The organism is Actinomyces timonensis DSM 23838, from assembly GCF_000295095.1.
Classification (GTDB): domain Bacteria; phylum Actinomycetota; class Actinomycetes; order Actinomycetales; family Actinomycetaceae; genus Actinomyces; species Actinomyces timonensis.
Genome location: NZ_JH806633.1, coordinates 866,801 through 893,407, shown reverse-complemented (window position 1 = coordinate 893,407; position 26,607 = coordinate 866,801). Strand labels below are relative to the sequence as shown.

The window sequence follows — 26,607 nt, the reverse complement described above, 5'->3', positions numbered from 1 at the left end:
TCGGGTGCGACGCCGCGTCGCACGCAAGCGCCATCCCGAGGTGGCGGGCCCAGGAGGCGAGCCGCGCGCGTGACGCCGCGGCCCGCTCGGCCGGCCTCGGCCTCAGTCCTGCGACCAGTCGTCGATCGCCTGGAGGAGCTGGCGCTCCATGGCGAGGGCGTACTCGGTGCCCAGCTGCTCGAAGGAGGCGAACAGCTCGAAGACCATGTGGATGGCCTCCCGATCCGCGGACCTGGCCAGGACCCGGAGGCGCTCGGGCTCCACGCGCCGGATGAGGCGGCGGACCATCTCGGCGGCCGTCGCCTCGACCTCCTCCTGGCTCATCCCCTCGCCCGCCCTCCCATAGGCGGCCAGGGTGGCGGCGTCGTCCTCGGCGTCGGGATCGGGGAAGAGGAGCTCGGCCTCCGGGGGCATCTGGCCCCGGTAGCAGGCGAGGTCGACGGCGTCGCGATCCGCCCTCACCGCCGACCGGGTCCGCTCGTCCGGGGCCGCCGCCTCCATCCGGTCGAAGAAGGCGGCCATCCGCTGGGGCATGGGGCTCACCGACATGCCCTCCTTGGACCGCTCCAGGAGCGAGGCGAGCATGTCGCGCTGGGCGATGGCCTCCTCCAGGTGGGCCTCGGCCGAGGCCAGCGCGGCGGCGAGGTCGCGGGTCACCTGGTCGCCCTCGGCGTCGGCATCGGTGGCGGGCCCTTGGGGCGACGTCGTCGCCTCAGCGCCGTCGAGCACGCGGGCGACCGCGCCGAGCGGCACCCCCGCCCGCACCAGCCAGCGGATGCGCGACAGGCGCGCCACATGGCTCAGGTCGTAGTCCCGCCAGCCCCCGCGCTCGGCCGGCACGGGAAGCAGCCCGAGGGAGTGGTAGTAGCGCACCGCGCGCACGGTGGTGCCCGTCAGTCGGGCGATCTCCGCGACTCGCATGGGCACAGTCTGGCAGGGGGCGGGCCGGGCCGGGCCACGGACGCGCGATCCGCGCCCCGAAACAGCCGCGCTGGGCCAGGGCCGACGGCGCCGCCGCGCCCGGCTACGGCAAGTCGGGGTCGGGCGCGCCGAGGATCGCCTCGCGCAGGACGCGCGCGTGGGTCCGCTCGTGGTCGTGCCCGGCGAAGAGCAGCGTCAGCCGCCGCCGCAGGGCCAGCTCGCGCAGATGCGCCACAGCGTCCCGCGCCGGCGCCTCATCGGCGAGCTCGGCCCGGTAGGCCTCCACGAACTCCGGCCACGGCAGGTCCCCGGAGTGGAAGGCCCTGCGAAGGGCGGTCGACGGCGTCGCGTCCTTGGCCCACTCGTCCAGCGCCGCGCGCTCCTTGGAGACGCCCCGCGGCCACAGGCGGTCCACGAGGACGCGCGCCCCATCATCCGCGCTGGGCTCCTCACGGATCCCCTTGAGCACCACATGGGCGGGATCGGGCAGGCCAGCGGGGGAGGAATCACTCATGGCGCCACCCTAGGAGCCCGGAGCGCCCCTGGCGAGAGCACCAGTGTGCAGTGCTCCCCATCGGTGGCCAGGCGTTTTCCACCAGCCTCGGCCCCCGTCTTGCTAGCCTCGGGATATGCCCTCCCTCTACGGCCTCAAGCACTGGTACACCCGTCGGCTGACCTTCCTCATCAACGCCTCCGTCCGGCGCGGCATCAGCCCGGACGTGTGGACGATCGCAGGAGTGGTCGCTGGCGCCCTCGGCGCCGGGGCCGTCGCCATGGGGTGGTGACCGCTCGCCTTCCTCCTGCTGGCCGCCCGGCTGGGAGGCGCCAACCTCGACGGCGCCGTCGCCCGCGCCCGCGGCGTCTCCCGCCCCTTCGGCTTCGTCCTCAACGAGATCGGCGACCGCGCCTCCGACCTTCTCATGATGGCAGGGCTCGTCGGGCTGGGGCTGCGGACCGGCGCCTCGCACGCCACCGTCTGCCTGGTGCTCGTGGCCGCGCTCGCGGCCACCCTGCCGACCTTCATCAGCCTCTCCGCCGCCGGGGCGGGCGCGCCGAGGCTCAACGGCGGCCCCCTGGGGAAGACCGAGCGGTGCCTCATCGCCGTCGTCGCCTCCGCCGTGCCGTCCTGGCTGGCACCCATCGCATGGCTGCTCATCGCCGACTCACTCCTCACCGCCGGCGTGCGGCTGGCTCGCGCGAACCGCCTGCTGCCCACGCCCGGCGGCCAGGCAAGCGCTGAGGCCTCGCGGGCCGCTGGCCCCAGGGCATGAGGCGCCCGCCATGCTCAGCCCCCTGACTCTCCCCGCGGTCACGGCTGCCACCGCCCAGGGCGCGACGACTGGGCTCTTCGCCGCTGACCGCGCCTGGTCCTTCACCGTCCCCGGCATCGGGCTCACGCTCACCGGCCGGGCGGTGCTCCTGGCCGGCACCACCCTCGCGGTGCTGGCGATCAGTGGTGTGGCGGTGGCGCTGTCCCACAAGGACGAGCTTCGCAAGAGGTGGATGACCTGGGCGATCATCGTGCCCGTCGTCGGGCTGCCGATCTGGGCGGGTCGGGCGACGACGGCGCTGCTCGCCGCCGCCCTGGCCGCGCAGGCCACCCGCGAGCTCGCCCGTCTGACCCGGCTCCCCAGGGCCGAGACCCTGCTGCTGCTCGTCCTCGCGGCGGTCTACCCGCTGGCGGCGTGGCTGAGGCCAGGCCTCCTCGCGCTCGCCCCGGTGATGGTGCTCGTATGCGCCCTGCCCGCCGTGCTCCAGGGGGACGTCGCCGACGGGCTGCGCCGGGCGAGCATCACCGGCTTCGCCTCGGTGTGGATCTGCTGGTCACTGGCCCACCTGGTGGTCCTGTGGCATGACGCCTTCCTCATCGCCTTCGCCGCCGCGGCCGCCGACGTCGCCGCCTGGTGCGGGGGAATGGGCCTGCGCCGCTTCGGCTGGGCCCGCCGCCCCCTCTCACCGCTGTCCCCGAACAAGACGGTCGGCGGCCTGGCGGGCGCGCTCACCGGCACCGTCATCGTCCTGGGCCTGCTCGACTCGCTGAGCCTGGGGGGCGGTCGTGGCCATCGGCGTGGGCGGCGTACTCGGCGACCTCCTGGAATCCCTTATCAAGCGCACCGCCGGCGTCAAGGACGCGGGCGCCTGGCTCCCGGGCTTCGGGGGCCTGCTCGACCGCGTCGACTCCCTCCTCCTCGTCCTCCCACTCGCCGCCGTCCTCGCCTGACAGGCACCTGACCGACGTCGCCAGCACCCCAACAGACCGACCACCCGAAGGAGATCCCATGCCGCTGCCATCCTCCCTGACAACACTGCCGGGCGCCGTCGAGATCGGCCGGGCCGGGACCCGCCTGCGCTCGGTGGTGCGCACCCCCGCCAAGGTGACGTGGCGGGCCGTTGCCCGCCAGAAGTTCTGGTCCGCCGTCATCGCGCCCTTCGGCGGCGTGCGCGTCGAGGGCGAGTTCGACTCGAGCGGGCCCTACGTCGTCGTCGCCAATCACGGCTCCCACGCGGACACGATCGCCCTCATGAGCGCTTCGCCGACCATGATGCGGGTCGTCACGGTGGCGGCGCAGGACTACTGGTTCGTCAAGCGCTCGCGCCGCCTCGTCGCCCGCGGGCTGCTCGGCGCCCACCCCGTCAGCCGCGACGGCGAGGGGGCCTACGAGGAGCTGCGGGGCGTCCTCCAGGACCGCGTCGCCGAGTCCATGAGCGTCCTCATCTTCCCCGAGGGCACGCGCAGCGTCGACGGCGAACTCGGCCGCTTCCACTCCGGCGCGGCCCGCCTGGCCCGGGACTTCGGCATCCCGGTGCTCCCCGTGGCGCTCGTCGGATCACGCGAGCTCATGCCGAAGAAGGGCGGGCGCCCCCGCTACTCGCCGGTCGAGGTGCGCGTCGGCGAGCCGATCGAGCCCAGTGACGACGTCGCCGCCGTGAGCGAGGAGGCCAGGGCGCAGATCATCGCCCTCCTGGAGGAACCGCGCCGCCCCTACCCGGTCTCGGATATCCACAGTATCGCCTCGCAGGCGATGAACGGGGCGCGCGGGGACGCCATCATGTTCGTCTGGGGGATGGCCGAGGCCCTGTCCTTCCCCGTCATGGCGGAAATGAGCCAGGTCTGGCTCGGCATCACCCAGCCCGGCCTGCTGTGGAGGCGCGGCGCCGCCGTCGTCGCCGGATCGGCCAGCGGAGTGCTGCTGGGCCACATCCTCGCCTCGCATGGCGCGCGCCTCCCCGCCCCGTGGACGAGGCCGGCGATGCGCGAGGCCGCCTCCCGGTACCTCGAGCGCGGCCCGAGGGGCTACTGGATGCAGGCCCTCACTGGCATCCCCGTCAAGCTCTTCGCCGCCGAGTCCGGCAAGAGGCACCTGCCGCTGGGCAGGGTCGCCCTCCACGCCACGGGCGAACGGGCTGCGCGGATGGCCGCCTCGACGGCGTTCATCGTCATCGCGGAGAAGCCGCTGGGAAACCTCGTCCGCCAGCACTACGGCCCCTACCTGGCCGCCACGGGCGTGACCTTCGGGGTGCTGCTGCGCCGCGTCATCCGGCACTGGGAGCGCTGAGCCCGTCCCGCGGCCCCAAGGAGTGAGGGGCCTCTGAGGTGGCTGAGCGTCCTCAGAGCTGGGAGCCGTCGACGGCGAAGGTGTTGCAGGCCTTGAGATCGCCCTGCTCCAGGCCGGTCTTGAACCAGCGCACGCGGGACTCCGACGAGCCGTGCGTCCAGGAGTCGGAGTCGACGCCCGCGCCGGAGCGCTGCTGGATGTGGTCATCGCCCACGGCCGACGCGGCGTTGAGGGCCGTCTGGATCTCCTCATCGGACGGCTTGTTGAGGAAGGGCTTGCCGGTCTCGGGGTCGTTGGTCGTGGCGGCGTAGTGGACCCACGTGCCCGCGTAGCAGTCCGCCTGGAGCTCGGTGCGCACGGAGTCGGAGTCGGCGCCCGTGCCGGAGCGATCGGTTGTGCCCATCGTCCCCTGGAGGTTCTGGATGTGGTGGCCGAACTCGTGGGCGACGATGTACTCCTCGGCCAGGGGCGTGTCATTGGCGCCGAGCTGGGACTCCATCTCGGAGAAGAACGACATGTCGAGGTAGACGGTGGAGTCGCCGGGGCAGTAGAAGGGGCCGACGGCGCTGCTGGCGGACCCGCAGGCGGTGGAGACCTGGCTGCCGTCCCACAGGACGAAGGCGGGCTTGGTGTAGGCGCGCCCGTCCTGCGCGGGCAGCTGCTCGCCCCACACGGCGTCCAGGGACTCGGCCGTGGCGACCATGCGGCACTGCGTGTAGGTGTTCGCGGCCTCTCCCGTGGTGCACATCGAGGTGTCGATCGAGGACGATCCCGTCTGGGAGGCCTGCCCGCTGTCCTGGCTCACCAGGCCGGTCAGGTCCACGCCTGTGAGCTGGGAGAGCAGCAGGACAGCGATGACCGCCACCACCGATCCACCGCCGATGACGGCGCCGCGGCGCCCCGTCGATCGCGTTGAGACCCGGTCAGGGTCGAGCTCAATGCCAGAGTTGAAGGACACGGTTCCTCCGATGCGGTGCGATAACTGGAAGACAGCGTCTCCCGGCGCGAAACAGCACCAGAGTACCGGTTGAGCGCGGGTAGGCTGGTTGCGTGCTCTACGACCTGCTCTACAAGACCGTGCTGACGCGCATCGACCCCGAGGTCATCCACGACGTGTGCCTGGACGCCATCGAGCTGACCGGGCGCGTCCCCGTCGTGCGCGACGTCGTGCGCCAGATGTGGGGGCGCCGCCCGAGCCTGCCCGTGCCCAGCGCCTCCCAGGGAGGTCCCTTCGCCCGTCCGGTGCCCGGGATCATGGGCCTGGCGGCGGGCATGGACAAGGAGGGCAAGGCCGTCGAGGGACTGGACATGCTCGGCTTCGGCTTCATCGAGGTCGGCACCTTCACCGCCCACGCCCAGCCCGGCAACGACAAGCCCCGCATGTGGCGCTACCCCGAGATGCGCGCCATCCGCAACCGCATGGGCTTCAACAACGACGGCGCCGACGAGGCCGCCCGCCGGCTCAAGGCCCTGCGATCGACGCAGCGGGGCCGCTCGATCATCGTGGGCGCCAATATTGGCAAGACGAAGGCGACGGCCCTGGAGGACGCCGTCGAGGACTACCGCTACTCGGCGTCCCGCGTGGCGCGCTGGGCCGACTACCTCGTCGTCAACGTCTCCAGCCCCAACACGCCCGGACTGCGCAGCCTGCAGAGCGTCGAGTCGCTGAGGCCCATCCTTTCCGCCGTGCGGGAGGCCGGGGACGCCGCGGCGCGCAGGCGCATCCCGCTCCTGGTCAAGATCGCCCCGGACCTGGCCGATGAGGATATCGACGCCGTCGCCGACCTCGTCCTGGAGCTGGGCCTCGACGGCGTCGTGGCCACGAACACGACGATCGCCCACGACCTGGGCGAGGGCGGCCTGTCCGGCTCGCCGCTGCTGCCGCGCGCCCTGGAGGTCGTGCGCCGCCTGCGCGCCCGCCTGGGGGAGGAGCCCACGATCATCGGTGTCGGCGGCATCTCCTCGATCATGGACGCCGAGCTCATGCTCGAGGCCGGCGCGGACCTCCTGCAGGCCTACTCCGCCTTCATCTACAACGGCCCGGCCTGGCCCGGCCGCATCAACCGCGCCCTGGCCGTCTCCCACGCCCGCCGCCCCGTGCGCTGAGGCACCGCTTGCCGGGAGGGCGCGGGAATCGGTTCGCGGGCCGGTCCCCCGCACCATCGGGCGCTGGGGCGCTCTCAGGCGCTCCCGCCAGACCCGATGCCAGCCCCGCGAACCGACCCCCGCATCCCTCCCGCTGGTCCCGCGTCCCGCCGATCAGGCCGGGCGCGGGTTGGGGGAGACGGTGTAGGTCCGTGCGGGGTCGCGCATGACGACGTCGCCGAGCGCGGCGTCGATCGCCGTCATGATCGACTCATCCAGGGTGACGCCGGAGGCGGCCACCGTGTCCCGCAGTTGCTCGGGGCGCGAGGCCCCCACGATGGCAGCCGAGATCGCGGGGTTCTGCAGGACCCAGGCGATGGCGAGCTGCGGCATGGTCAGCCCCGCCTCCTCGGCGACGGGACGCAGGCCCTGGACGGCGGTGAGGACCTCGGGGCGCATCCACCGCGAGATCATGTCCTTGCCGCCCTTGCCATCCGTGGCGCGCGAGCCTGCGGGCGGCTCCGCCCCGGGCAGGTACTTGCCGGACAGGACCCCCTGCGCCATGGGGGAGAAGACGATCTGCCCGAGGCCCAGCTCGGTGGAGGCGGGGATGACCTCGTCCTCGATGACCCGCCATAGGGCGGAGTACTGGGGCTGGTTGGACACCAGGCGGAAGCCCATCTGGGTGGCGAGCTCCTGGCCGGCGCGGATCTGCTCCGCCGTCCACTCCGAGACCCCGATGTAGAGGGCCTTGCCCGCGCGGACCACGTCCGCGAAGGCCTGCATGGTCTCCTCCAGCGGGGTCTCGTAGTCGTAGCGGTGCGCCTGGTAGAGGTCGACGTAGTCCACGCCGAGGCGCTTCAGCGAGCCGTTGATGCCCTCCATGATGTGCTTGCGGGACAGTCCCACGTCATTGGGGCCCTTGGGGCCGATGGGCCAGTAGACCTTCGTGAAGATCTCCAGGGACTCGCGTCTCTGGCCCGCCAGGGCCCGCCCGAGGACCTCCTCGGCGGCGGTGTTGGCGTAGACGTCGGCGGTGTCGAAGCTCGTGATCCCGAGGTCCAGCGCGGTGCGCACGCATTCGATCGCGGTGTCGGCCTCGACCTGCGAGCCGTGCGTGATCCAGTTGCCGTAGGTGATCTCGGTGATCTTCAGTCCGGAGGAGCCCAGGTGGCGGTAGGTGACCATGGCCTGACGCTAACCCCGCGCTCCGGGCGCGGGAAGGGGGCTGGTGCCGGTAGCGAACAGGACCCCGCCCGTCACTTCGGGTACTGGCGGCGGGCCACCTGCGGCTTGGGCTGGCGCATCCGGCGCATGGAGACGCAGCGGGACATGATGTACCAGAAGATCCGTCCCTGCCCCGACCACTTCTCCCGGCCGAACTTGGCGTCGAGGCGCCGGCGCAGGATGAGCCAGCAGGCGACGACGTCGAGGATCATGAGGAGGGTCAGCGCGTAGAGCCCGATCATGAGCCACAGCATGGTCTGCGGCATGGACTGCCCGAACATGCCCAGGATGACGACGATGAAGGCCACCGGCAGGAAGTACTCGCCCACGGAGAACCGGGCGTCGATGTAGTCGCGGATGTAGCGCTTGACCGGGCCCTTGTCCCGGGCGGGCAGGTAGCGCTCGTCGCCCGTCTCCATCGCCACGCGCTGGCGCTCCCAGGCCTCGTCGCGCCTGGCGCGGGCCTCTCGCTTGGCGGCCTGGCGGTCCGTGGGCACCACCGGGTGCAGGCCCTTGGCCTCGGCATCACGGCGCTTGGGGGTGGGGCGGCCCTTGCCCACGGCCTTGGACAGCGTCGTCTCGGGCTCGGGAGCGGGGGCGGGAGCCTCGTTCTTCTTGAAGAGCTTCACCGGCTCAGGGTAGCGGCTCATCCGCGCTACCCTGCAAACCATGATCACCGTCGACTCCATCCGCGCCGCGGTGCGCGACGCCTTCCCGACCATCGTCTCCGACCTCACCGACCTCGTTGCCATCCCCGCGGTCTCCGCCTCCAGCCACGACCAGGCCGAGGTGCTCCGCTCAGCCGAGCACGTGGCCGCCCTCCTTCGCGACGCCGGGCTGGAGGCGGAGGTCACCAGCGTCGACTGCCCTGACGGCACACCCGGCCGCCCCGCGGTCCTCGCCCACGCCGAGGGGCCCGCGGGCTCCCCGCACGTGCTCATCTACTCCCACCACGACGTCCAGCCCGTGGGCGACCCCTCCGCCTGGCAGCAGGCCGACCCCTTCGTCGCCGAGCAGCGCGGCGAGCGGCTCTTCGGGCGGGGCACCTCCGACGACGGCGCCGGCGTCGTCACGCACCCCCACGCCCTGCGGATCCTGCGCGAGCTCGGCGGCGGGCAGCTGCCCTGCTCGGTGACGGTCTACATCGAGGGGGAGGAGGAGGTCGGCTCTCCCTCCTTCGAGGCCTTCCTCGCCGCCCACCGCGACCGCCTCGACGCCGACGTCATCATCGTGGCCGACTCCTCGAACTGGAGGGTCGGCGTCCCCGCGCTCACCACCTCGCTGCGCGGCGTCGTCCAGGTCGACGCCCGCATCGACGTGCTTGACCACGCCCTGCACTCGGGCCAGTACGGCGGCCCGGTCCTCGACGCCGTGACCACCATGTGCCGCCTCGTGTCCACGCTCCACGACGACGCGGGCGACGTCGCCGTCCCCGGGCTCGTGAGCGAGCCGACCGCCGCGCCCGACTTCCCCGAGTACTCCGAGGAGGACTTCCGCGCCGACGCCGGCGTCCTGCCCGGCGTCGAGCTCATCGGCACGGGGGACCTCACCGCCCGGCTGTGGACCAAGCCGACCATCACCGTCATCGGCATGGACGTCACGCCCCTGGAGCGCTCCGGCAACGTGCTCGCCCCCTCCTGCACCGCCCGCATCTCCATGCGCATCGCCCCCGGGCAGGACCCCGAGTCGGCGATCGAGGCGCTCACCGCCCACCTGTCCTCGCACGTGCCCTTCGGCGCGCGCCTGACCGTCACCGGGCGCGAGGCGGGCCCCGCGTTCCACGGCTCCTCGGACACGCCCGCCGGCCGCGCCGCCCACTGGGCGCTCAGCACTGGCTTCGGCGCTGAGGCCGTCGACATCGGCCAGGGCGGCTCCATCCCCTTCATCGCCACTCTCCAGTCCACGTTCCCGGACGCGCAGGTCCTCGTCACCGGCATCGAGGACCCGGACACCCGCGCCCACAGCGAGGACGAGTCGATGCACCTGGGGGACCTGGAGCGCATCGTCGTCTCCGAGGCCTTGCTCCTCGCGCGCCTGGGCGGGTCCATCGAGGAATGAGGGTCCTCATCGCCCCGGGGGCGATGAGCCCCGAGCCCGGGGGCGCGCCCATCGCCGCGCTCGGTCTGGGCGCTCGCGAGGCCGCCGAGGCGCTGGCCCGCGGCTGGGTACGCGCCCGCCCGGACGACTCCCTCGCGCTCCTGCCAATCCCCGACGGCGGCCCCGGCCTCGCCGAGGCGATCCCCCCGAGCGTCGTCGAGAGCCGGATCGTCCTCCAGGCCCCCGGGCCCCTGGGCCAGGAGCGGCGGGCAGGCCTCCTCCGGCTCGCCCCGGCCAGCGCTGCGGGCCCACGAGCCAGCGCCGCCCCGGGCGCCACATGGATTCTCGACGCCGCGAGCACGGCCCCCGTCCCCGCCGATCGCCATGAGGCGGGCATCGAGGCCGAGCGCGGCAGCACGCGGGGCCTCGGCGAGGCCCTGCGCCAAGCGCTGGAGAGCACCGGCGAGGGAGACGTGCTCGTCGTCGGGCTCGCCCGCACCGCCGCGCACGACGGCGGCGCCGGACTGCTCGACGCCCTCGGAGGAGCCGAGCGGGCCCGCGGCCTGCTGGCCGGTCGCGGCATCGTCCTCGCCCTGGCCGACACCCTGCCGCTGGGCGGGATGAGCGGCGCGGGGCAGGCCCTGACCGCCCTCACCGACCTCGCCCCGGAGGTGATCCAGGAGCTCGACCGCCAGGCCTGCTCCCAGGCCTCCGCCCTCGCCTCAGGCGCGAGCCGGGGAGCCCCCGGCCCGGGAGCGCTCCCGCTCATCCAGGCGGCGAGCGGCGGCGCGGGCGCGGAGGCTGGCCGTGATGGGCAGCCGCGCCCCTCGGCCTGGGGGACGGGCGCCGGGGGAGGGGCGGCGATGGTCCTGCTAGCGCTCGGGGCCCGCGCCCTGCCCGGGGCCCGAGTCGCGGCGGGGCTCCTGGGTCTCGACGCGGCCGTGGAGGAGGTGGATGCGGTCGTCACCGCCGTCGGGGAGGCCTACGACATCCTGGCCGACTCGGTGCCCGAGGTGGTGGGCACTGCGGCATCGCGCCTGGCCCTGCCCGCGATCCTCGTGGCGGGGCTGTCGGCCGTTCCCAGGGGCGAGCTCGCCGGGGCGGGCATTGTCTCCCAGTACGCGCTCACCGACCCGGGGGCGCCGGGCGGCCAGTGGTCCGACGGCGGCGCGGCCGGCATCGTCCAGCGCCTGGAGGCCATGGGGGAGCGCCTGGCGCGCACCTGGTCCCGCTGAGGCCCCGGCGGCGTGGCGGCGCTTCCGCGCAGGGCGGCGATACCCGGCGCCATGGCGGTCGAGCCCCGCACGATGAGGTCGGGGATGAAGGTCATCTCCGCATCCACGGGCTTCTCGCCGTTGATCGCCGCGAGCAGCGTGGAGATGGCCGCGCGGCAGATCGCCTCCACGGGCTGGCGGACCGTCGTCAGCGGCGGGTGCGTCATCGCCAGGAGGGGGGAGTCGTCGTAGCCGATGACGGAGATATCGGTGGGGACCGCGCGGCCGGTGGACTGGATGCCCTTGATGGCGCCCAGCGCCATGAGGTCCGACCCGCAGATGATCCCGGTGCATCCCTGCTCGGCCAGGGCGGCGCCCGCCGTCGCCCCGCCCTCGTAGGTGTAGAGGCTCTCCACGATCCGCAGGTCCTCGCCCGGGCAGCAGGCCCTCATGGCGTCCTCGTAGCCCGCCCGCTTGCGCACGGCCGGGACCATGCGGGTGGGGCCGGTGGCGAAGCCGATCCGGCGGTGCCCGAGGTTGGCCAGGTGCTCGACGGCCATTCGAGCCGCGGCCCGATCATCGGTGGTGAATCCTGGCGCCTTGATCATGGGGGCGTTGCCGTTGATCGTCACCAGGGGGACGCCCCGGGAGCGCAGCTTCAGGTAGCGGGTGACATTGCCGGTCGTGTCCGCGTGCCGCCCGGAGACGAAGACGATGCCGGACACGCCCCGCTCGACGAGCATCTCGATGTACTCGTCCTCGCTCACCCCGCCGGGGGTCTGGGTGCACAGCACCGGCGTGTGCCCACTGGGTGTGAGCAGCTGCTCGATCTCCTGGGCGAAGAGCGGGAAGATCGGATTGCTCAGCTCGGGGACGATGAGGCCCACCAGGCCGCGGGAGCGGTTGTCGACGGACTCGGGGCGCTCGTAGCCCAGGACGTCGAGGGCCGCCAGCACCTGGCGCCGGGTCTCGTCGGCCACGTTCGACTTGCCATTGAGCACGCGGGAGACGGTCGCCGTCGAGACACCGGCCTGCTCGGCGATGTCCGTCAGGGTGATGCGCTGCGCCACTGGTCCCCCTTCGAGGATGGATGATCGGCCAGAGCCGATGCTCGGTTTCTAGGATGACTCTACGTCCCGTTGGACCCGGGATGCCCACAATCCCACGCGCCCGCGACGATGACGGCTCCTCGTGGCCCCGGCGGGCGGGGCCACGAGCAGTCAGGGGGTGTCGGGGCTCAGCCCTTGACCGCGCCGGCGGTGGCACCGCCGACGATGTACTTCTGCAAGTACTGGAAGAGCGCGACCACGGGCAGCATTGTCAGCACCGCGCCGGCGGCGAACATGCCGAGGTTGTTGGAGCGGTCTCCGGAGAGCAAGCCGTACAGGCCCACCGCCAGCGTCTTCTTGGAATCATCGGTCAGGAAGATCGTTCCGAGGAGGAAGTCGGAGATGATCCCCACGAAGGCCAGCAGGAAGGTGGTGGCCAGGATCGGCTTGAGAGTGGGCAGCAGGATGATCCGGAAGACCTGCCAGTGCGTGCAGCCGTCGAGGAGGGCCGCCTCGTCGAGCTCCCGGGGGATCGTGTCGAAGGTTCCCTTGATGAGCCAGACCTGGCCGAGCGCCCCGCCCATGAGGGCCAGCGAGTAGCCGGTGAGGGTGTTGAGCCCGATGGCCGGGACGACCCCGCCGATATCGCTGATCATGTTGTAGATGGCGATCATGGCGAGGATCGCCGGGAACATCATGATGAGGAGGAGGGCGAGGAGGCCGCCGCGGCGGCCCCTGAAGCGGAAGCGGGAGAAGGCGTAGGCGGCCAGCACCGAGAAGAAGATCTGGAAGGCGGCCACGACGGCGCACACGATGATCGTGTTGGCGTACCAGCGCAGGAAGGGGCCCTTCTCATTGCTGAGCAGGCGCGAGTAGTTGGTCAGGCTGATCTCGGTGGGGATGAGCTTGGTCGAGGAGACCGTGCCCAGGGGATTGAATGAGGCCGAGATGACGTACAGCACCGGGAAGACGGCGAAGATGAGGGCGAGGATGCCGACGACGTGCCGCCATCCGATCTCGGCGAACCAGCGCCCGAAGGACATCTTGTTCTCAATGGGCGCGGCAGGCGGCTCATCGTCGGGGAAGGCCACCTGCGCGGCGATCTGATCGGCGTCGAGCGCCTTGGCACCGTGGGGGTTCTGAGTCATGGTGATCGTGTCCTTCCGCGCTCAGTTGATGTCTTCGAGCGCCTTGGTGGCGCGGAACTGGATGGCCGCGAGCAGTCCTGTGATGATGAACAGGATGACGGAGACCGCGGAGGCGAATCCGTAGTCGGCGCCAGAGCCGCCGAAGGCGATGCGGTAGATCATGGAGATGAGGATGTCCGTGCCGCCGCGTGTGTACTCATCGGCTCCGAAGGGGCCGCCACCGGTGAGCAGCTGGATGGCGTTGAAGTTGTTGAAGTTGAAGGCGAAGGAGCTCACGAGCAGCGGGGCGACGGCGACCAGCAGGAGCGGCGCGGTCACGCGCGTGGTGGTCTGCCATCCGTTGGCGCCATCCATCTTCGCGGCCTCCTTGACGTCGCCGGCGATGGACTGGAGCGCCCCGGTGCACACGATGAACATGTAGGGGAAGCCCATCCAGGTGTTGGTCAGCAGGATGGCGATCTTGGCCATCGTGGGATCGGAGAGCCACGGGATGGACAGATGCAGGGTCTGGTTGATGAGGCCGAAGTCCTTGTTGTAGAAGTTCGACCACACCAGCAGCGAGATGAAACCGGGCACGGCGTAGGGGAGCAGGAGGAAGGAGCGGTAGAGCTTCTTGCCCCGCACGCGGTCGTCGTTGAGGGTGAGGGCCAGGAAGAAGCCGACGAGGAAGCTCAGCAGCACCGAGCCGAAGGCGAACACCACCGTCCACAGGAAGGCCTTGAAGAACTGCTTGCCGATAGAGCCGTCCGTGAACAGGCGCTTGTAGTTCTCCAGTCCCACGTTCTGCTTCCAGGACTGGGCGAGCTTGGTGCCGTCGTCCGCGACGAAGTAGTCGGACTTGCCGACCTTCTGCACCGAGTAGACCACGCTCGTCGGGGCGCCGGTGTTCGGATCGGGAACGGTGGCGGTGATCGTGTCGGAGGCCTTGTCGTAGACCATGGAGCGGGTGCCCTCGAAGGCGGCGCGCACGCCCTGGGGCTTGATGACCGTGTCACCGCTCGCCGTCACGTTGAGGGCCTCGATCTTCTTGTAGGCATCGTTGACCTGCTGCGCGCTCAGGATCGTGTAGCCGTCGGCCTTGGTGACGAAGCCGTCCTCGACGGTGACATCCGAGCCGGCCTCCGACACGGTCTCGCCGTCGGCGCCGCGCAGCGCCTTCCCGGTGGCCGGGTCGACGAGGAACAGGGTGAAGGGGCCCTCCGCGGCGCTCTCCTTCGTCCCGACGGACAGGTTGTAGAGCGGGGAGTCCTTGGTCTGCTGGATGGAGTTGTTGGTGATCGTGCTGATCGCCTCCTCCTTCGTGCCGCGGAATCCATCGCCGAAGTTCGTGAAGGACGTCTGGATCGTCAGGATGATCGGCACGATGAGGAAGATCACGAGGAAGAAGGTGCCGGGGAAGAGGTACTTGCCCGGGATGAAGCGCTTGGTGGAGTAGAGCAGGAACGCCGCCAGCACGCTCACGACGACGATGGCCAGCCACAGCCACATCTTGAAGGTGATGAGCAGGGGGATGAGGTAGACGGCGGCGGCGGCGATGAGCGCCAGGGCGGTGATGCGACCGATGAGTCCGGTCAGGGTTGTTGTTCTCTCCCGGGGTGTGGCGGGCTTGGGGGTTGACGGCATTGTCGAGGCCTTTCGGGTTCTGACGGCAAAGGGGCTGGGAGGGAGGCGGGCGTCAGCCCTGGATGGACCTCTTGATCTCCTCGCCAGCGCTGGTCATCGTCGACGTGGGGTCGGCGCCGTTGATGATGTTGGCCTGCGCCTTGCCCAAGGGGCCCCAGACCGCGGCCATCGCGGGGATCGAGGGGAGTGGATCGGCTGAGGCCGCGAAGTCGTTGAACGCGGCCATCTCCGGGCTGGTGGACTTGAGCTTCTCGATGAGGTCCTTCTGAGCCGGGGGCAGCTCGTTGGAGGCCATCATCGCCTCGGCGAAGGAGGAGTCCTTGGCGACGTCGATGACGAATGACTCGGCGAAGCCCTTGTTCGCGCCGTTGGAGGCGACGTAGAAGCAGTTGACACCGGCGAAGGGTCGCGCCTGCGATCCCGGGATGCTCTCGAACCCGGGCACTTTGACGACGGCGTAGTCCATGCCCGCCTTCTTGACATCCGCCAGTGCCCAGGGGCCGGTGAGGAGATAGGGGGCGTTGCCATCGGTGAAGGTCGAGATGGCGTTGTTCTTGTCGATCGAGGTGGTGAGCGCGCCCTGCTGGCCCATCCAGGCGATCTTCTCCGCCGCCTTGATCGAGCCCTCGCCACCCACCCCGAGGTCGTCGGCGTTGTAGGAGCCGTCGGCGTTCTTGCCGAACATGTAGCCGCCTCCGGCGGTGAAGATCGGCTCCAGGTGGTAGGCGTCGCCGGCCTCGCCGACCTGGATGGCCAGGACCGCCTTGGTCCCGGCGGCCTTGCCGGCCTCGACGATCTCCTCGATGGATTGGGGCGCCGTGTGGGAGGTCAGCGCCTTGTTGATGTACAGCGCGACGCATTCAACGGCATAGGGCACCGCGTAGGTCTGGCTGTCGTAGGTGACCGCGGCCAGAGCGACGTCGGAGAAGTTCTCCTTGGCCTTCGCGCTGATGCTGACCGGGACGATCGAGCCGTTCTGGATGAGGTTGCCGATCCAGTCATGCGCTCCGATGACGATGTCAGGGCCGTTGCCGGCCTGGTTCGCGGTGACGAAATTGGGCTGGAGGTCGTTGGCCACGATCTGCACGGCGACGGTGATGCCCTGGGCCTGGCCCCAGGCGGCGGCCTTGTCCCGAATGGACTCGGCCTTCTTCTGATCCGCCCAGATGACGAGATCAGCCTTGGCCCCGCCCGCGGCGGGAGCCGCGGGATCGACGGTGGCGTCCGCCGCCGGGGCGCCCGAGCTGCTCGAGGGGGATGGGGAGGAACTGCTGCACGCGGCGGCGGCGGACAGCGATGCGGTGATAGCCGTTACATGAAGGAACGACCTGCGATTGATCGGCACCTGTGATTCTCCTTCGAATCTGTGAAGGGCGATGAAACCCCTTGCGCAAAAATGTAACGAAGGTGCAAGTCAGGCGCAATGACATTGATCGTGGACGCGGGAGGTTTGCAGGTTTCCTCAAGTCGGGGCGGTGCGCGGTGGTGGGAGTCGCGCTCCGCTCAGGCGACGGTGTCGGCCACGCACCACACCGTGGTGGTGGGCGGCACGATGAGGTGCCCATCGGCATGGGCGAGCTCATGTGAGGCAAGGAGCACCTCCGTGTGCTCCGGGAGGCTGATCGGGGCGTCGGTGGTGTTGGCCAGGACAAGAACGTCCCGCACCAGGATCGTCAGGGCCTCATCGGGGCACCAGTCCATCCCGGAGACGAAGGCCATGGGGGCGCAGGGGAGCTTCCGCTCTCGCCGCAGGTGGGAGGCGTGGCGGACCGTCGCCACCGGGGAGCCGAACAGGCTGCCCTGCTCGCCCGCGAGACGGTTGACCTCCTCCACGAGCGCCAGGGGGCTCTCGTCCTTATCCTCGTCGAGGATCCCGACCTCGTCCCCCTGGCGGAGGTAGATCGCGCCCGGGAGGGCCAGCATGAGCGTCTGAAGCGCGGTCCCGCGGCGCAGGCGCGTGGCGCGGTCCGTGACGAACCAGCGCCGATCATCGCTCGGCTCGAGCTCGGGGCGGTAGCGGTACGGGGGCATGACTCGCCAGGCGGGCGGGGCGCCGAAGCGCTCGTACTCCTCCAGGGAGGCGGTCAGGTGCCGGGCGATCGAGTCGGCGTTCCACCGGGTCAGGAAGAGCCTGTCATTGCGCAGGTGGTGGAACCAGTCCCTCTGCAGGTGGTGGTGCAGGCTGTCCCCGTACTCAGCGGTGACGTCGGCGCCGAGGATGCCATCGGGGGTGGCCGAGCTGACAAGCATGAGCAGCTCCGCGCAGGTCCGACTCAGTAGGTCGAGATCGGTGGTCTGGCTCGCCTCCGGCGGGATGATCGCTCCCAGGTCGATCCCGTCGACGCCGGCGTCGACGAAGCCCTCCGCGCGCTCCAGGAGCCCGGGGCCCAGGGCCTCCTGACCGGTTGTCAGGGGGTTGTCGTCGTGCGCGTGCAGTCCGGTCACCGGCCCCATGGCCCCCGTGAGACGCGCGATCACCCGCAGGCCGAGACTGTGGGCGGCCTCGGAGAAACGGCGGAGGTCGGCCAGTCCGGGGTCGGCCTGGCCGAAGAGGCTGGGGCGCACGAGGATGCCGTCGAAGCCGAGGGACTGGACATGGTCGATCAGGCCCAGCGCCCTGCCGTGATCGACCTCGCCGATCACCGGGGCGTTGATCTCATAGATCTGAGCGCCCCTCCACCAGTCGCAATCGCCGCTCGAAGGACGATGGACCAGGGTTGTCGTCGTCATGACAGCCGGCTCCCTTCCGCCGAGCGCGAGCGCGGCGTCGACCCGGCAGCGCGCCAAGGATAAAGAGGACCCGTCGGGGATCGGGGGCGGCTCGGGTGCCCCTGACCATACCAATGCCACGCGCTCCGCGCAGGCCGTCTCAGGAGCGCATTCCTTCCTGATCCCTCACCTGCCGGGAGCAGGGCCTCCGCCACTCCAGAGCTCCGTCGTCATCCTGCCCTTCCCGCCGCGCCCCGCGCCCCCGGCGCCGAGGGTGCGCTACCTTGGGCGCGTGACCCCGCCACACCACAGCGATGCCAGTGATACAGGCGCCATCGAGCCCGTGGGCCCGGAGGGATACAGCCAGGCCGACGCCGAGCGCTTCTCGCCCGAGCGGGCCAAGAACCCCCAGCGCACACCCTTCGAGAGGGACCGCGCCCGCGTACTGCACTCCTCCGCCCTGCGCCGCCTGGGGGCCAAGACGCAGGTGCTCGGCCCCGCCTCCGATGACTTCGTGCGCACCCGCCTCACCCACTCCCTCGAGGTCGCGCAGGTGGGCCGGGCGCTCGGCAAGGAGCTCGGCTGCGATCCCGACGTCGTCGACGCCGCCTGCCTCTCGCACGATCTGGGCCACCCCCCGTACGGCCACAACGGGGAGAAGGCCCTCGACGAGATCGCCCGCTCCATCGGAGGGTTCGAGGGCAACGCCCAGACCTTCCGCATCCTGACCCGCCTGGAGCCCAAGACCATCGATGCCTCCGGGCGCAGCCTGGGGGTCAACCTCACCCGCGCCAGTCTCGACGCCGTCGCCAAGTACCCCTGGGCCAAGGGGGAGGGGCCCGGGGGGCCGGAGGGGAAGAGCTCCCGGAAGTACTCGGTCTACGCCCCCGACCGGGAGGTCTTCGAGTGGATGCGCACCGGGGCGCCCGCCGGGCGGCGCTGCATCGAGGCCCAGATCATGGACCTCTCGGACGACATCGGCTACTCCGTCCACGACGTCGAGGACGCCGTGGCACTGGGGCGCATGGACCCGGGCGCCCTGGACCGTCCCGGTGAGATCGACGGGATCATCGGGGCAACGCGGGCATGGTACGGCCCCGTCTTCAGCGCCGACGAGCTCGGCGCCGCATGGGAGCGCCTGGCCAGCACCCCCTATTGGATCGAGTCCTACGACCACGGCATCGCCGACGCCGCGGCCCTGAAGAACCTCACCAGCCAGCTCATCGGGCGCTTCGTCGGCGCCGTGGCCACCGCGACCAGGCGGGTTGCCGGCGATGGCCCCCTGACCCGCCACGCCGCCGACCTCGTCATCCCGGCGGACACCGCGGCAGAGATCCTCGTTCTCAAGGGGGCCGCCGTCCGCTACGTCATGGCCCCCAGGGAGCACGAGCGCGTCTACCTCATCCAGCGCACCGAGATCTTCGACCTCGCCGACGCCCTCCTGGAGTCGGGGGATACCCATCTGGACCCGATCTTCGCCGAGCTCTGGCGCGAGGCGGACGACGACGCCGGGCGCACCCGGGCGGTCGTCGACCAGATCGCCTCCCTGACCGACACCTCCGCCCGCGCCTGGCACGCCCGCATCTGCGGGATGCTCTCCGAGATCCCCGACGGGCTGTGAGCGCCAGGGGCTGTGAGCGCGCGGGCGGCACGGGAGCGGCGGCCGGTCGCGCGCCCCTCCTCCCGCCCTCCCAGCGGCCTGGTCAAGCGCTGGCCATTCCTGTCACAGCCCGGCCGTAGGATGGCGCCATGGCGGGACTGATCAAGCGCGAGGACATCGACGCGGTGCGCGAGCGCGCCCGGATCGACGAGGTCGTCGCCGAGCACGTCACCCTCAAGCCCGCCGGCGTCGGCTCGCTCAAGGGCCTGTGCCCCTTCCACGATGAGCGCACCCCCTCCTTCCACGTCCGCCCGCAGGTGGGCATGTACCACTGCTTCGGCTGCGGCGAGGGCGGGGACGTCATCTCCTTCGTCCAGAGGATCAACCACCTGCCGTTCGCCGAGGCCGTCGAGTACCTCGCGGGCAGGGTCGGCGTCCAACTGCGCTACGAGGACGGTGGCGGGCAGGTCCACCGCGGCGTCGAGCCCGGCACCCGCCAGCGCCTCCTGGACGCCAACCGCCTCGCCGAGGCCTGGTTCATCGAGCAGCTCGCCACCCCCGCCGCCCAGCATGGGAGGGACTTCCTGACCTCGCGGGGCTTCGACCGCCTCGCCGCCGAGCGCTTCGGCGTCGGCTACGCCCCCGCCGGGTGGGACAACCTCGCCCGCCGCCTGCGCGACGCCGGGTACACCGAGGCCGAGCTCGTCTCCTCCGGTCTGTGCTCCCAGGGCGGCCAGGACGGCCGCCGTGTCTACGACCGCTTCCGCGACCGCCTCATCTGGCCCATCCGCGACGTCACCGGCGCCACGCTCGGCTTCGGCGCCCGCCGCCTGTCCGATGAGGACTCCGGCCCCAAGTACCTCAACACCCCGGAGACGCCGATCTACCACAAGGCCCAGGTCCTCTACGGCCTCGACCTGGCCAAGCGGGACATCGCCCGCGAGCACTCGATCGTCGTCGTCGAGGGGTACACGGACGTCATGGCCGCCCACCTGTCCGGCGTTCCCACGGCCGTGGCCACCTGCGGCACCGCCTTCGGCAGCGAGCACGTGCGGATCGTGCGCCGCCTCCTGGGAGACATCGCCGACCCCTCGGCGGGCGTCATCTCCGGCAACCGCGCGCGCGGCGGGGAGGTCGTCTTCACCTTCGACGGGGACGCGGCCGGCCAGAAGGCCGCGATGCGCGCCTACGCTGAGGACCAGCACTTCGCGGCCCAGACCTTCGTGGCCGTCGACCCCCACGGCTACGACCCCTGCGATCTGCGCATGGCTGAGGGCGATGAGGCGATCCCGAGCCTGCTGGCCCGGCGCATCCCCCTGTTCGAGTTCGTCATCCGTACCTGTCTGGGCAGCGTCAACCTGGACACCGCCGAGGGGCGCGTCGCCGGGCTGCGGGCCGCCGCGCCAGTGGTCGCCGGGATCCGCGACCGGGCGCTGCGCCGCGAGTACACGCGGCGCTTGGCAGGCTGGGTCGGCATGCCCAATGACGAGGCGCGCGCCGCGGTGCGTGCTTACGAGGGCCGCGCCCGCCACCTCCAGGAGCCGCCCCCGGACGACGCCGGGGAGCCGGCCTCCGCGGCTCGCCCGGGGCTGCCCCCGGCGGACGACCCCGTTGTCGCCCTGGAGCGCCAGGCGCTGGAGGTCATCCTGCAGATGCCGCTCGTCGCCGAGCGGGCTGGCGCGGATGACATCGCCCCGTCCTCCTTCACCCTGCCCATCCACCGCGCCGTCTTCGAGGCTGTGCAGGCCGCCGGCGGGAGCAGCGCGGTGCCCGGCCTCGTCGAGCGGGCCAGCGCGGCAGGCATGGAGGCGCGCGAGGCCCAGTCCCGGGCTATCCGCCACTGGATCGATCTCGTGCGCGGCGGGGCCATCCCCTCGGTCGACTCGGCCATCACCGAGCTCGTCGTCGCCGCGCTGCCCCTCCCGGCGCCGCGCGGCAAGGACGCCGAGCCCGACGCCGACTCCGTGCGCCGCTACGCCGAGGGCGTCCTCGCAGCCCAGGTGCGCCTCGACGTCAACCGTCGCTTGGCCGAGCTGCGGGCCCGCCACCGGCGCATGAGCCCGGAGGACGAGGGCTACCGGGAGCTCTTCGAGGAGATCACGGGGCTGGAGCGCCGCCGCCTGCGGATCGGGCAGCGCGCATGAGCCCGGCGCGCTGGCCCCGGTCCCGTGGGCGCGATGTGGCGGAGGGGCGGCGCTGGCGCCGTGGGCGCCCCGGGCTCGCCAGCCTGCCCGCGCCGTGCCGGACCCATCTTCCCGTGGGCAAGGTGCTGGGGGCTGTGCCGATCGATGAGGCGGGGGAGTCCTGGGCCGTCGCCATGGCGGATGGGCTGCGCATCGTCTCGGCCAGCGCTTTGACGGCCGACCACCCCTGGGACCGCGTCGACAAGGGCTCCTGGGACGCGGAGGGCCGCGCCTTCACCCTCGCTTTCTCCGGCGGCCCCGAGCAGGGCCTGACCCTCGTGGTCCCAGAGCAGATCGAGCAGGATGGCGGCGCGCGTCCCGTCGCCGTCGATGCTTTCGCGCGGGCGCTGCGCCAGCGCGTGGAGGCCTCGCTCGTCCACCTCGTCAGCAGGGCCCTTCCCAGCGGCGCCCAGGCGAGGATCGCCATCCGGCGGGACGCGGGCGGGGCCCTCTACGCCGTCGCCTCCCCGGAACCGGGGAGCGCCGCCACCGAGGAGGACCGCGCCGAGGTCGAGGCCCTCCTGCGCTCGGCCCGGGACAGTGTGGGTCTGGACACACGCTGACTTTTCCTCGTTTTGGCGCGCGATTCCGGGCGTGGCGCGATTCGACGCCCCGGCCGGAGGTTGCTAGAGTTCTATCCGCGCTCAGCGCCTTTCCCGCGTAGCTCAATGGCAGAGCATCCGACTGTTAATCGGACGGTTGCTGGTTCGAGTCCAGCCGCGGGAGCAGATGGAGCCCCGGCCCGGATGGGTCGGGGCTCTTCTCGTTCCTCATCCGCCGGCGGCCGAGGCTCCGATAGGTCGCCGAACCTGCGCGAGGGACTCGTCTCGTTGTGGACGTGCCTGAGGGGTGTGGACGTGCCCCGGGGTTGCCGACGCGCCCCGGGGGAACGTCCGCAACCCTGGCGCACGTCCGCAACCCCGCCCCGCGTCCGCGAGTGCGGGGGCGGGGTGTCACCCGTGTGAGCCCATGAGTGAGCCCAGGAGACAGGAGAGGCCTCCTCCGATAGGTGGCCGTCGTGGTCCTCTGGACGGGGGTTCGCCCCTCTGGACGGGGTCTTCCCCCACTGGACGGGGGTAGCGACCCCGTCCTGTGCCCCGAACCCCCGGCATGATCCCCGAACCCGCGTCGTGTCGCCCGAACCCGCGTACAGACAGTCCGGACGGAGCGCGGCGTGGGCGTCGCTGGCGACGCTGCGTCGTCGGCCAGCGCCTGGAGTCCGCCGCGGGGTGCCTCCTGCACCGGTGGTCGCCTCCAGCGCCGTGGGGTGCGGTGGGGACGCAGCCGAAGGTGCTCCGCGCAACCAGCAGTGCTCAGCGCAGCCGCCGGTGCTCCGCGCACCCGTCGAGGCTGCCGACCGGGCCATCGACCCCGGCCAGCAGTGGCGCGGCCAACAGAGAATCTTATGAGGCCAGGCCAGACCATGAGAGCGAAGGACGCGCGGTTCACATCACTGTGAGTGATCCCCCGCTGCGCGGACGGGCTCCCAGGTTCGCCGGAGCGCAGGAGCGCAGGTGAGGGCGCCAGGGCGTGCGCGACACCACGTCCTACCTGGTGGTTTGGTTCATGGAACCTGAAAACTCCCTGATCAAAGGCCTAGTGGGGGTGGTCTAGCATGGGGAGCACGACCCAGCGGTGCTCGCACGGTGGAGAGGGAAGAGGGTCTCCACCGCGCACCTGCCCACGACAACACAGGAGGAAACTCGTGCCACGAGCCGAAAGCCCGGGCGAGAATCCAATGAGCGATGGCCTCGCTCCTGTCGGCCCCCGCCACGCGGGAGGCAGCACTGCCAGTCTTCTCGGATCGCGGCGCGCCGCGCTCGCAGCGCTGAGCACGGCGGCTGTTGGCGCCGCCGGTGGGCTCGGCGCATGGCTGTGGGACAGCGGCACGGGGGGAGAGACCTCCTCAACGCCCACGGGCGGGCCCGCTCCGGGAGAGGGCGGCCCCCTGTCCCTGCCGGACTCCCTCAAGCGGACCGTGGCCGGGGGCAACGAGGGCGACGCCGGCGACACCAGCCCAGACCCGTCGGCCGTGGGCGGCGGTGCGAGTGGCGCCAACGGCGCGGACGGCGCCGGTGGGGCCAACGGCGCGAATGGCGCGCAAGCCGACGGCTCGGGCACCTCCGGCGACGCCGGTCAGGCCGCCGCTGATCAGGGAGGCGCTGGCGGCTCGGGCCAAGGCGCCGCGAGCGGCGCCAACAGCGGTGAGGCCCCCGCCTCCTCGGGCAGCGGGAGCGCCCCGGAAACTGCTACAACCGACGCCCTGGACGTCTACCGCAAGGCCCCGGGAACAGCGGACCTGGAGGCCGCCTCCGAGCTCGCCCCCGGGCTCCAGCTGCGCACCTCCTCGGCATGGCACCTGGCCAGGCGCGCCTCCATCGCGGCCACAGCCGAGATCGCCGCCGATATCGAGTCGATGGGCGCCACGGCCTGGATCGATAAGCAGCTCGCCCCCGAGAGCATCGACGACACCTACGCCGAGAGCCTGGTGTCCCGCCATTACGGCTGGTCGCAGCTCTCCGCCCTTGAGATCAAGCAGGTTACCGGCGACCACTCCGCCAAGGCCTCGCCCTCGGTCATCAACGCGGCCCTCACCCGCATGCGCTTCGGCAACAGGGTCCTGGCCGAGTCCGTCGTCGAACTCATGGCCGACCACGTCTACGTCCCGATCCACGGCAAGGGCGAGCCCTTCATCACGGAGTTCGACGTCCTCCTGCGCAAGCACGCCCTCGGCCGCTACGCGGACTTCCTCTACGCCGCGGTGACCAGCGCCGCCCTCCTGCGCGAGCTGGACAACACCGCCTCCACCAAGGACAACCCCAACGAGAACCTGGGGCGCGAGCTCCTGGAGCTCTACACCGTGGGGCGCGACTCCTACTCGGAGGATGACGTCAAGGTCTCCACCCGCATCCTGACGGGCAATGGCAACGACTGGTCCACCATGGGCTACGTCTACCGGCCGGAGGACCACGCCGTCGGCAGCGTCGACGTCCTGGGCTTCTCCGACGCCAACGCTGATGCCTCATCCGGCCAGGACATGCTCAAGCGCTACGTCGAGCACCTGTGCCACCTCAGGCCCACCGCCCTCAGGCTGGCCAAGAGGATCGGCCGCCGCTACATCGCCGACGAGCCCTCCGACGCCGCCGTCGAGGCGATCGCCAAGGCCTACCTGGACAACGACACATCCATCGCCGCGGCCGTCAAGGCCGCCCTCACCCACCCCGACTTCGCCGCCTCGGTGGGCAAGAAGTGGCGCCGCCCCACGGAGTTCTACATGACGATCGCCCGCGCCGCGCACGCGCAGGTCGCTGTCGCGCACGGCGACGTCAACGCGGGCGATTACTTCAACCTGGGCTCCTACGGCTGGCTCATCAAGGAGGCCGGCCACGAGCCGCGGATGTACGGGACCGTGGACGGCTACCCGGACACCGCCGAGTACTGGATGTCGGCCGGGACCACCATGGCGATGTGGAACGGCGCCCAGAACGCCGTCGACGGCGATAAGAAGGAATCGGGTGGGACCGACTGGCCCACCGCGCTGTCCATCTCCGCCGGCCAGCCCGCGCTGGAGACAGCGCGGCGCATCAGCTGGCACCTCACCGGCTACGCCTGGACCGACGCCGAGCTGTCCGGCGTCGCCGAGGTGCTCGCCGGCCTGCCCGTCTCCGGCTCCGCGGCCACGTGGACCGTCACCGACAAGAACCTGATCGCCTTCGCCGAGCACGCGGTCCGCCTGTGCTTCTGCAGCCCCTACGCCTTCCTGCGCTGAGAGGAGACGAGACAACCATGGCGCACTCCAAGCCCAGGAACCGCAAGACCCGCTTCACCCAGGGCGCCGCCCTCATGAGGGAGGACATCGTCACCCCCATGCACCACCACGACGAGGCCCAGGACGCCCTCCTGGTCGACGTCGACGGTCAGACCAAGCACATGACCGGGTGCCAGGCGGACGGCTACGTCACCGAGAAGTACGACCTGCCCGAGCTCACCGACGTCGACCACGTCGACGGCGGCCCCACGAACGTCAAGCGCCGCCACATCCTGGCTGGCGCGGCCGCCGGCTTCGGCGCGCTGCTGACGACCACCTCGATGCCCCGCTACTCCTTCGCGGCCCCCTCGGCCGACGGCGGCAACGAGCTGCTCGTCTGCGTGTTCATGCGCGGCGGCTTCGACGGCCTCTCCGCCGTCGTCCCCCTCAACGACCCCGCCTACTACGCGGCCCGCTCGACGATCGCCGTGCGCGCCGAGCAGACGATGTCGCTGGACTCCACCTGGGGCCTCAACAACCACATGAAGGCCCTCAAGCCCATCTGGGACGCCGGGGAGATGGCCATCATCCAGGGCTCGGGCTCGCCGGATGTCTCCCGCTCCCACTTCACCGACCAGGTCACGGTGGAGCGGGCCGCGCCGGCCTCCGTCCGCTCGGGCTGGCTCGGCCGCCACCTCCAGACCAAGTCCTCGGACACGGGGACCTTCCGGGGCGTGACCATCGGGACCTCGACCGTCTTCTCCCTGACCACCAACAACCTCGACACCCTGGCGGTGTCCTCGATCGACGAGTTCGACCTGCAGGTCTGGGGCGGCGATGACATGAAGTCCCGTATCCGGCGGGCCCTGGACGAGATGTACGGGGGCGCCGGGGGAGAGGTCCAGCGCTGCGCGCAGTCGGCCTTCGACGCCGCCAGCACCCTCCAGCAGGTCCGCTCCTCCTACCCCCAGAGCTCCTCGGCCGGCTACCCGGACTCCGACTGGGGCAAGGGCCTGGCGGAGATCGCCCGCATGGCCAAGGCCGGGGTGGGCATGGAGGTCGCCTGCATCGACATCGGCGACTGGGATATGCACTCGGGCCTGGGCCAGGCCTCCGATGAGCAGGCCTGGTTCTCCCGCCGCGCCCGCGACTTCGCCGACGGCCTGGCGGCATTCCGCAAGGACCTGGGGGACAAGTGGGCGACGACGACGATCGTCACCATGAGCGAGTTCGGCAGGCGCGTCGCGGAGAACGGCTCCGGCGGGGTCGACCACGGCCAGGGGAACACGATGTTCGTCATGGGCGGGGGAGTCAAGGGCGGGCGCGTCCTGGGCAAGGTCCCCAGCCTGGTGGACTCCAACCTCTCCCTGGGCGACGTCCCGATCACCCTGGACTACCGACAGGCCCTGTCCGAGATCGTGTCGAACAAGCTCGGCAACAAGGCCTCCGTGTCCGAGGTGTTCCCCGGCTTCACCCCGGGGACCCCGCTGGGCATCGTCTGAGCGC

At 71.4% G+C, this 26,607-nt stretch carries 21 protein-coding genes, 1 tRNA gene and 1 pseudogene; 13 read left to right on the top strand and 10 right to left on the bottom strand.

Annotated elements, in window-relative coordinates; genetic code table 11:
- Positions 1-102 precede the first annotated feature (102 nt).
- Positions 103-921, bottom strand: coding sequence for a MerR family transcriptional regulator (locus tag A1QA_RS0110155; protein WP_017178799.1), 819 nt, complete (start codon positions 919-921; stop codon positions 103-105).
- Positions 922-1,024: 103 nt separating this feature from the next.
- The gene (locus A1QA_RS0110150; protein WP_017178798.1) at positions 1,025-1,435 is read right to left on the bottom strand and encodes a DUF488 domain-containing protein; all 411 of its coding nucleotides are present in this window, start codon (positions 1,433-1,435) and stop codon (positions 1,025-1,027) included.
- 115 nt (positions 1,436-1,550) lie between these two features.
- On the opposite strand from A1QA_RS0110150, the gene A1QA_RS16775 reads away from it, so the two are divergent.
- From A1QA_RS16775 to A1QA_RS0110135, 4 genes are read left to right on the top strand one after another with little or no spacing between them, the layout of a single operon-like run.
- Positions 1,551-1,706 carry a hypothetical protein gene (locus A1QA_RS16775; RefSeq protein WP_017178797.1) on the top strand — a complete coding sequence of 52 codons (156 nt, stop codon included), beginning with the start codon at positions 1,551-1,553 and terminating at the stop codon, positions 1,704-1,706.
- 15 nt (positions 1,707-1,721) lie between these two features.
- Entirely contained in the window at positions 1,722-2,192 is a 471-nt protein-coding gene (locus tag A1QA_RS16770; RefSeq protein ID WP_341858231.1) for a CDP-alcohol phosphatidyltransferase family protein, read from the top strand.
- Between the two features lie 10 nt (positions 2,193-2,202).
- A complete protein-coding gene (locus tag A1QA_RS14340) occupies positions 2,203-3,153 on the top strand; it encodes a phosphatidate cytidylyltransferase (RefSeq protein WP_425265734.1) in 951 nt (316 codons plus the stop codon).
- 47 nt (positions 3,154-3,200) lie between these two features.
- Complete coding sequence (locus tag A1QA_RS0110135; protein ID WP_017178795.1) at positions 3,201-4,478, top strand: lysophospholipid acyltransferase family protein; 1,278 nt, start codon at positions 3,201-3,203, stop codon at positions 4,476-4,478.
- 52 nt (positions 4,479-4,530) lie between these two features.
- Here A1QA_RS0110135 and ypfJ read toward each other — a convergent pair whose 3' ends face one another.
- Positions 4,531-5,436, bottom strand: a complete 906-nt coding sequence (gene ypfJ / locus A1QA_RS0110130) for a KPN_02809 family neutral zinc metallopeptidase (RefSeq protein WP_017178794.1) — start codon at positions 5,434-5,436, stop codon at positions 4,531-4,533.
- Positions 5,437-5,528: 92 nt separating this feature from the next.
- On the opposite strand from ypfJ, the gene A1QA_RS0110125 reads away from it, so the two are divergent.
- A complete protein-coding gene (locus A1QA_RS0110125) occupies positions 5,529-6,584 on the top strand; it encodes a quinone-dependent dihydroorotate dehydrogenase (RefSeq protein WP_017178793.1) in 1,056 nt (351 codons plus the stop codon).
- A 153-nt stretch (positions 6,585-6,737) separates the two neighbouring features.
- Here A1QA_RS0110125 and A1QA_RS0110120 read toward each other — a convergent pair whose 3' ends face one another.
- Positions 6,738-7,751, bottom strand: coding sequence for an aldo/keto reductase family protein (locus A1QA_RS0110120; RefSeq protein WP_017178792.1), 1,014 nt, complete (start codon positions 7,749-7,751; stop codon positions 6,738-6,740).
- Between the two features lie 71 nt (positions 7,752-7,822).
- Complete coding sequence (locus tag A1QA_RS0110115; protein ID WP_017178791.1) at positions 7,823-8,440, bottom strand: DUF3043 domain-containing protein; 618 nt, start codon at positions 8,438-8,440, stop codon at positions 7,823-7,825.
- A 19-nt stretch (positions 8,441-8,459) separates the two neighbouring features.
- Between A1QA_RS0110115 and A1QA_RS0110110 the strand changes: the two genes are divergently transcribed.
- Together A1QA_RS0110110 and A1QA_RS15520 are read left to right on the top strand one after the other, a co-directional pair.
- The gene (locus A1QA_RS0110110; RefSeq protein ID WP_017178790.1) at positions 8,460-9,848 is read left to right on the top strand and encodes a dipeptidase; all 1,389 of its coding nucleotides are present in this window, start codon (positions 8,460-8,462) and stop codon (positions 9,846-9,848) included.
- Positions 9,845-11,062, top strand: a complete 1,218-nt coding sequence (locus A1QA_RS15520) for a glycerate kinase (protein ID WP_082181205.1) — start codon at positions 9,845-9,847, stop codon at positions 11,060-11,062. The genes A1QA_RS0110110 and A1QA_RS15520 overlap by 4 nt, the downstream gene beginning before the upstream one ends.
- A 44-nt stretch (positions 11,063-11,106) precedes the next feature.
- Here the strand turns inward: A1QA_RS15520 and A1QA_RS14335 are convergent.
- The 5 genes and pseudogenes from A1QA_RS14335 to A1QA_RS0110085 all read right to left on the bottom strand — a co-directional run.
- Positions 11,107-12,111 (bottom strand): annotated as a pseudogene (locus A1QA_RS14335) (LacI family DNA-binding transcriptional regulator); the annotation flags it as partial.
- Positions 12,112-12,278: 167 nt separating this feature from the next.
- Complete coding sequence (locus A1QA_RS0110100) at positions 12,279-13,238, bottom strand: sugar ABC transporter permease (protein WP_017178788.1); 960 nt, start codon at positions 13,236-13,238, stop codon at positions 12,279-12,281.
- 21 nt (positions 13,239-13,259) lie between these two features.
- Positions 13,260-14,861 carry an ABC transporter permease subunit gene (locus A1QA_RS0110095; RefSeq protein WP_017178787.1) on the bottom strand — a complete coding sequence of 534 codons (1,602 nt, stop codon included), beginning with the start codon at positions 14,859-14,861 and terminating at the stop codon, positions 13,260-13,262.
- Between the two features lie 52 nt (positions 14,862-14,913).
- The gene (locus tag A1QA_RS0110090; protein ID WP_017178786.1) at positions 14,914-16,206 is read right to left on the bottom strand and encodes a sugar ABC transporter substrate-binding protein; all 1,293 of its coding nucleotides are present in this window, start codon (positions 16,204-16,206) and stop codon (positions 14,914-14,916) included.
- Positions 16,207-16,364: 158 nt separating this feature from the next.
- Positions 16,365-17,591 carry an alpha-amylase family protein gene (locus A1QA_RS0110085; protein WP_026048856.1) on the bottom strand — a complete coding sequence of 409 codons (1,227 nt, stop codon included), beginning with the start codon at positions 17,589-17,591 and terminating at the stop codon, positions 16,365-16,367.
- 322 nt (positions 17,592-17,913) lie between these two features.
- Between A1QA_RS0110085 and A1QA_RS0110080 the strand changes: the two genes are divergently transcribed.
- From A1QA_RS0110080 to A1QA_RS0110055, 6 genes are all read left to right on the top strand, one after another.
- Positions 17,914-19,191: a deoxyguanosinetriphosphate triphosphohydrolase gene (locus tag A1QA_RS0110080; RefSeq protein WP_017178784.1), complete on the top strand. Its 1,278-nt coding sequence runs from the start codon at positions 17,914-17,916 to the stop codon at positions 19,189-19,191.
- 128 nt (positions 19,192-19,319) lie between these two features.
- Complete coding sequence (dnaG, locus tag A1QA_RS0110075; protein ID WP_017178783.1) at positions 19,320-21,314, top strand: DNA primase; 1,995 nt, start codon at positions 19,320-19,322, stop codon at positions 21,312-21,314.
- Between the two features lie 134 nt (positions 21,315-21,448).
- Positions 21,449-21,916, top strand: coding sequence for a hypothetical protein (locus A1QA_RS0110070; protein WP_154652352.1), 468 nt, complete (start codon positions 21,449-21,451; stop codon positions 21,914-21,916).
- Between the two features lie 91 nt (positions 21,917-22,007).
- A tRNA-Asn gene (locus A1QA_RS0110065) sits at positions 22,008-22,079 on the top strand.
- Between the two features lie 1,012 nt (positions 22,080-23,091).
- A complete protein-coding gene (locus A1QA_RS0110060) occupies positions 23,092-25,122 on the top strand; it encodes a DUF1800 family protein (protein ID WP_017178781.1) in 2,031 nt (676 codons plus the stop codon).
- Between the two features lie 17 nt (positions 25,123-25,139).
- The gene (locus A1QA_RS0110055; protein WP_017178780.1) at positions 25,140-26,603 is read left to right on the top strand and encodes a DUF1501 domain-containing protein; all 1,464 of its coding nucleotides are present in this window, start codon (positions 25,140-25,142) and stop codon (positions 26,601-26,603) included.
- Positions 26,604-26,607 lie beyond the last annotated feature (4 nt).

Bases quoted from the DNA above. Each gene is read 5' to 3' on its own strand.
- A1QA_RS0110120 (WP_017178792.1), bottom strand. From the start codon at position 7,751: ATGGTCACCTACCGCCACCTGGGCTCCTCCGGACTGAAGATCACCGAG.
- A1QA_RS16775 (WP_017178797.1), top strand. From the start codon at position 1,551: ATGCCCTCCCTCTACGGCCTCAAGCACTGGTACACCCGTCGGCTGACC.
- A1QA_RS0110085 (WP_026048856.1), bottom strand. From the start codon at position 17,591: ATGACGACGACAACCCTGGTCCATCGTCCTTCGAGCGGCGATTGCGAC.
- A1QA_RS0110060 (WP_017178781.1), top strand. From the start codon at position 23,092: ATGAGCGATGGCCTCGCTCCTGTCGGCCCCCGCCACGCGGGAGGCAGC.
- A1QA_RS0110135 (WP_017178795.1), top strand. From the start codon at position 3,201: ATGCCGCTGCCATCCTCCCTGACAACACTGCCGGGCGCCGTCGAGATC.
- A1QA_RS15520 (WP_082181205.1), top strand. From the start codon at position 9,845: ATGAGGGTCCTCATCGCCCCGGGGGCGATGAGCCCCGAGCCCGGGGGC.
- A1QA_RS0110110 (WP_017178790.1), top strand. From the start codon at position 8,460: ATGATCACCGTCGACTCCATCCGCGCCGCGGTGCGCGACGCCTTCCCG.
- A1QA_RS14340 (WP_425265734.1), top strand. From the start codon at position 2,203: ATGCTCAGCCCCCTGACTCTCCCCGCGGTCACGGCTGCCACCGCCCAG.
- dnaG (WP_017178783.1), top strand. From the start codon at position 19,320: ATGGCGGGACTGATCAAGCGCGAGGACATCGACGCGGTGCGCGAGCGC.
- A1QA_RS0110115 (WP_017178791.1), bottom strand. From the start codon at position 8,440: ATGAGCCGCTACCCTGAGCCGGTGAAGCTCTTCAAGAAGAACGAGGCT.
- A1QA_RS0110155 (WP_017178799.1), bottom strand. From the start codon at position 921: ATGCGAGTCGCGGAGATCGCCCGACTGACGGGCACCACCGTGCGCGCG.
- A1QA_RS0110150 (WP_017178798.1), bottom strand. From the start codon at position 1,435: ATGAGTGATTCCTCCCCCGCTGGCCTGCCCGATCCCGCCCATGTGGTG.
- A1QA_RS0110095 (WP_017178787.1), bottom strand. From the start codon at position 14,861: ATGCCGTCAACCCCCAAGCCCGCCACACCCCGGGAGAGAACAACAACC.
- A1QA_RS0110055 (WP_017178780.1), top strand. From the start codon at position 25,140: ATGGCGCACTCCAAGCCCAGGAACCGCAAGACCCGCTTCACCCAGGGC.
- A1QA_RS0110100 (WP_017178788.1), bottom strand. From the start codon at position 13,238: ATGACTCAGAACCCCCACGGTGCCAAGGCGCTCGACGCCGATCAGATC.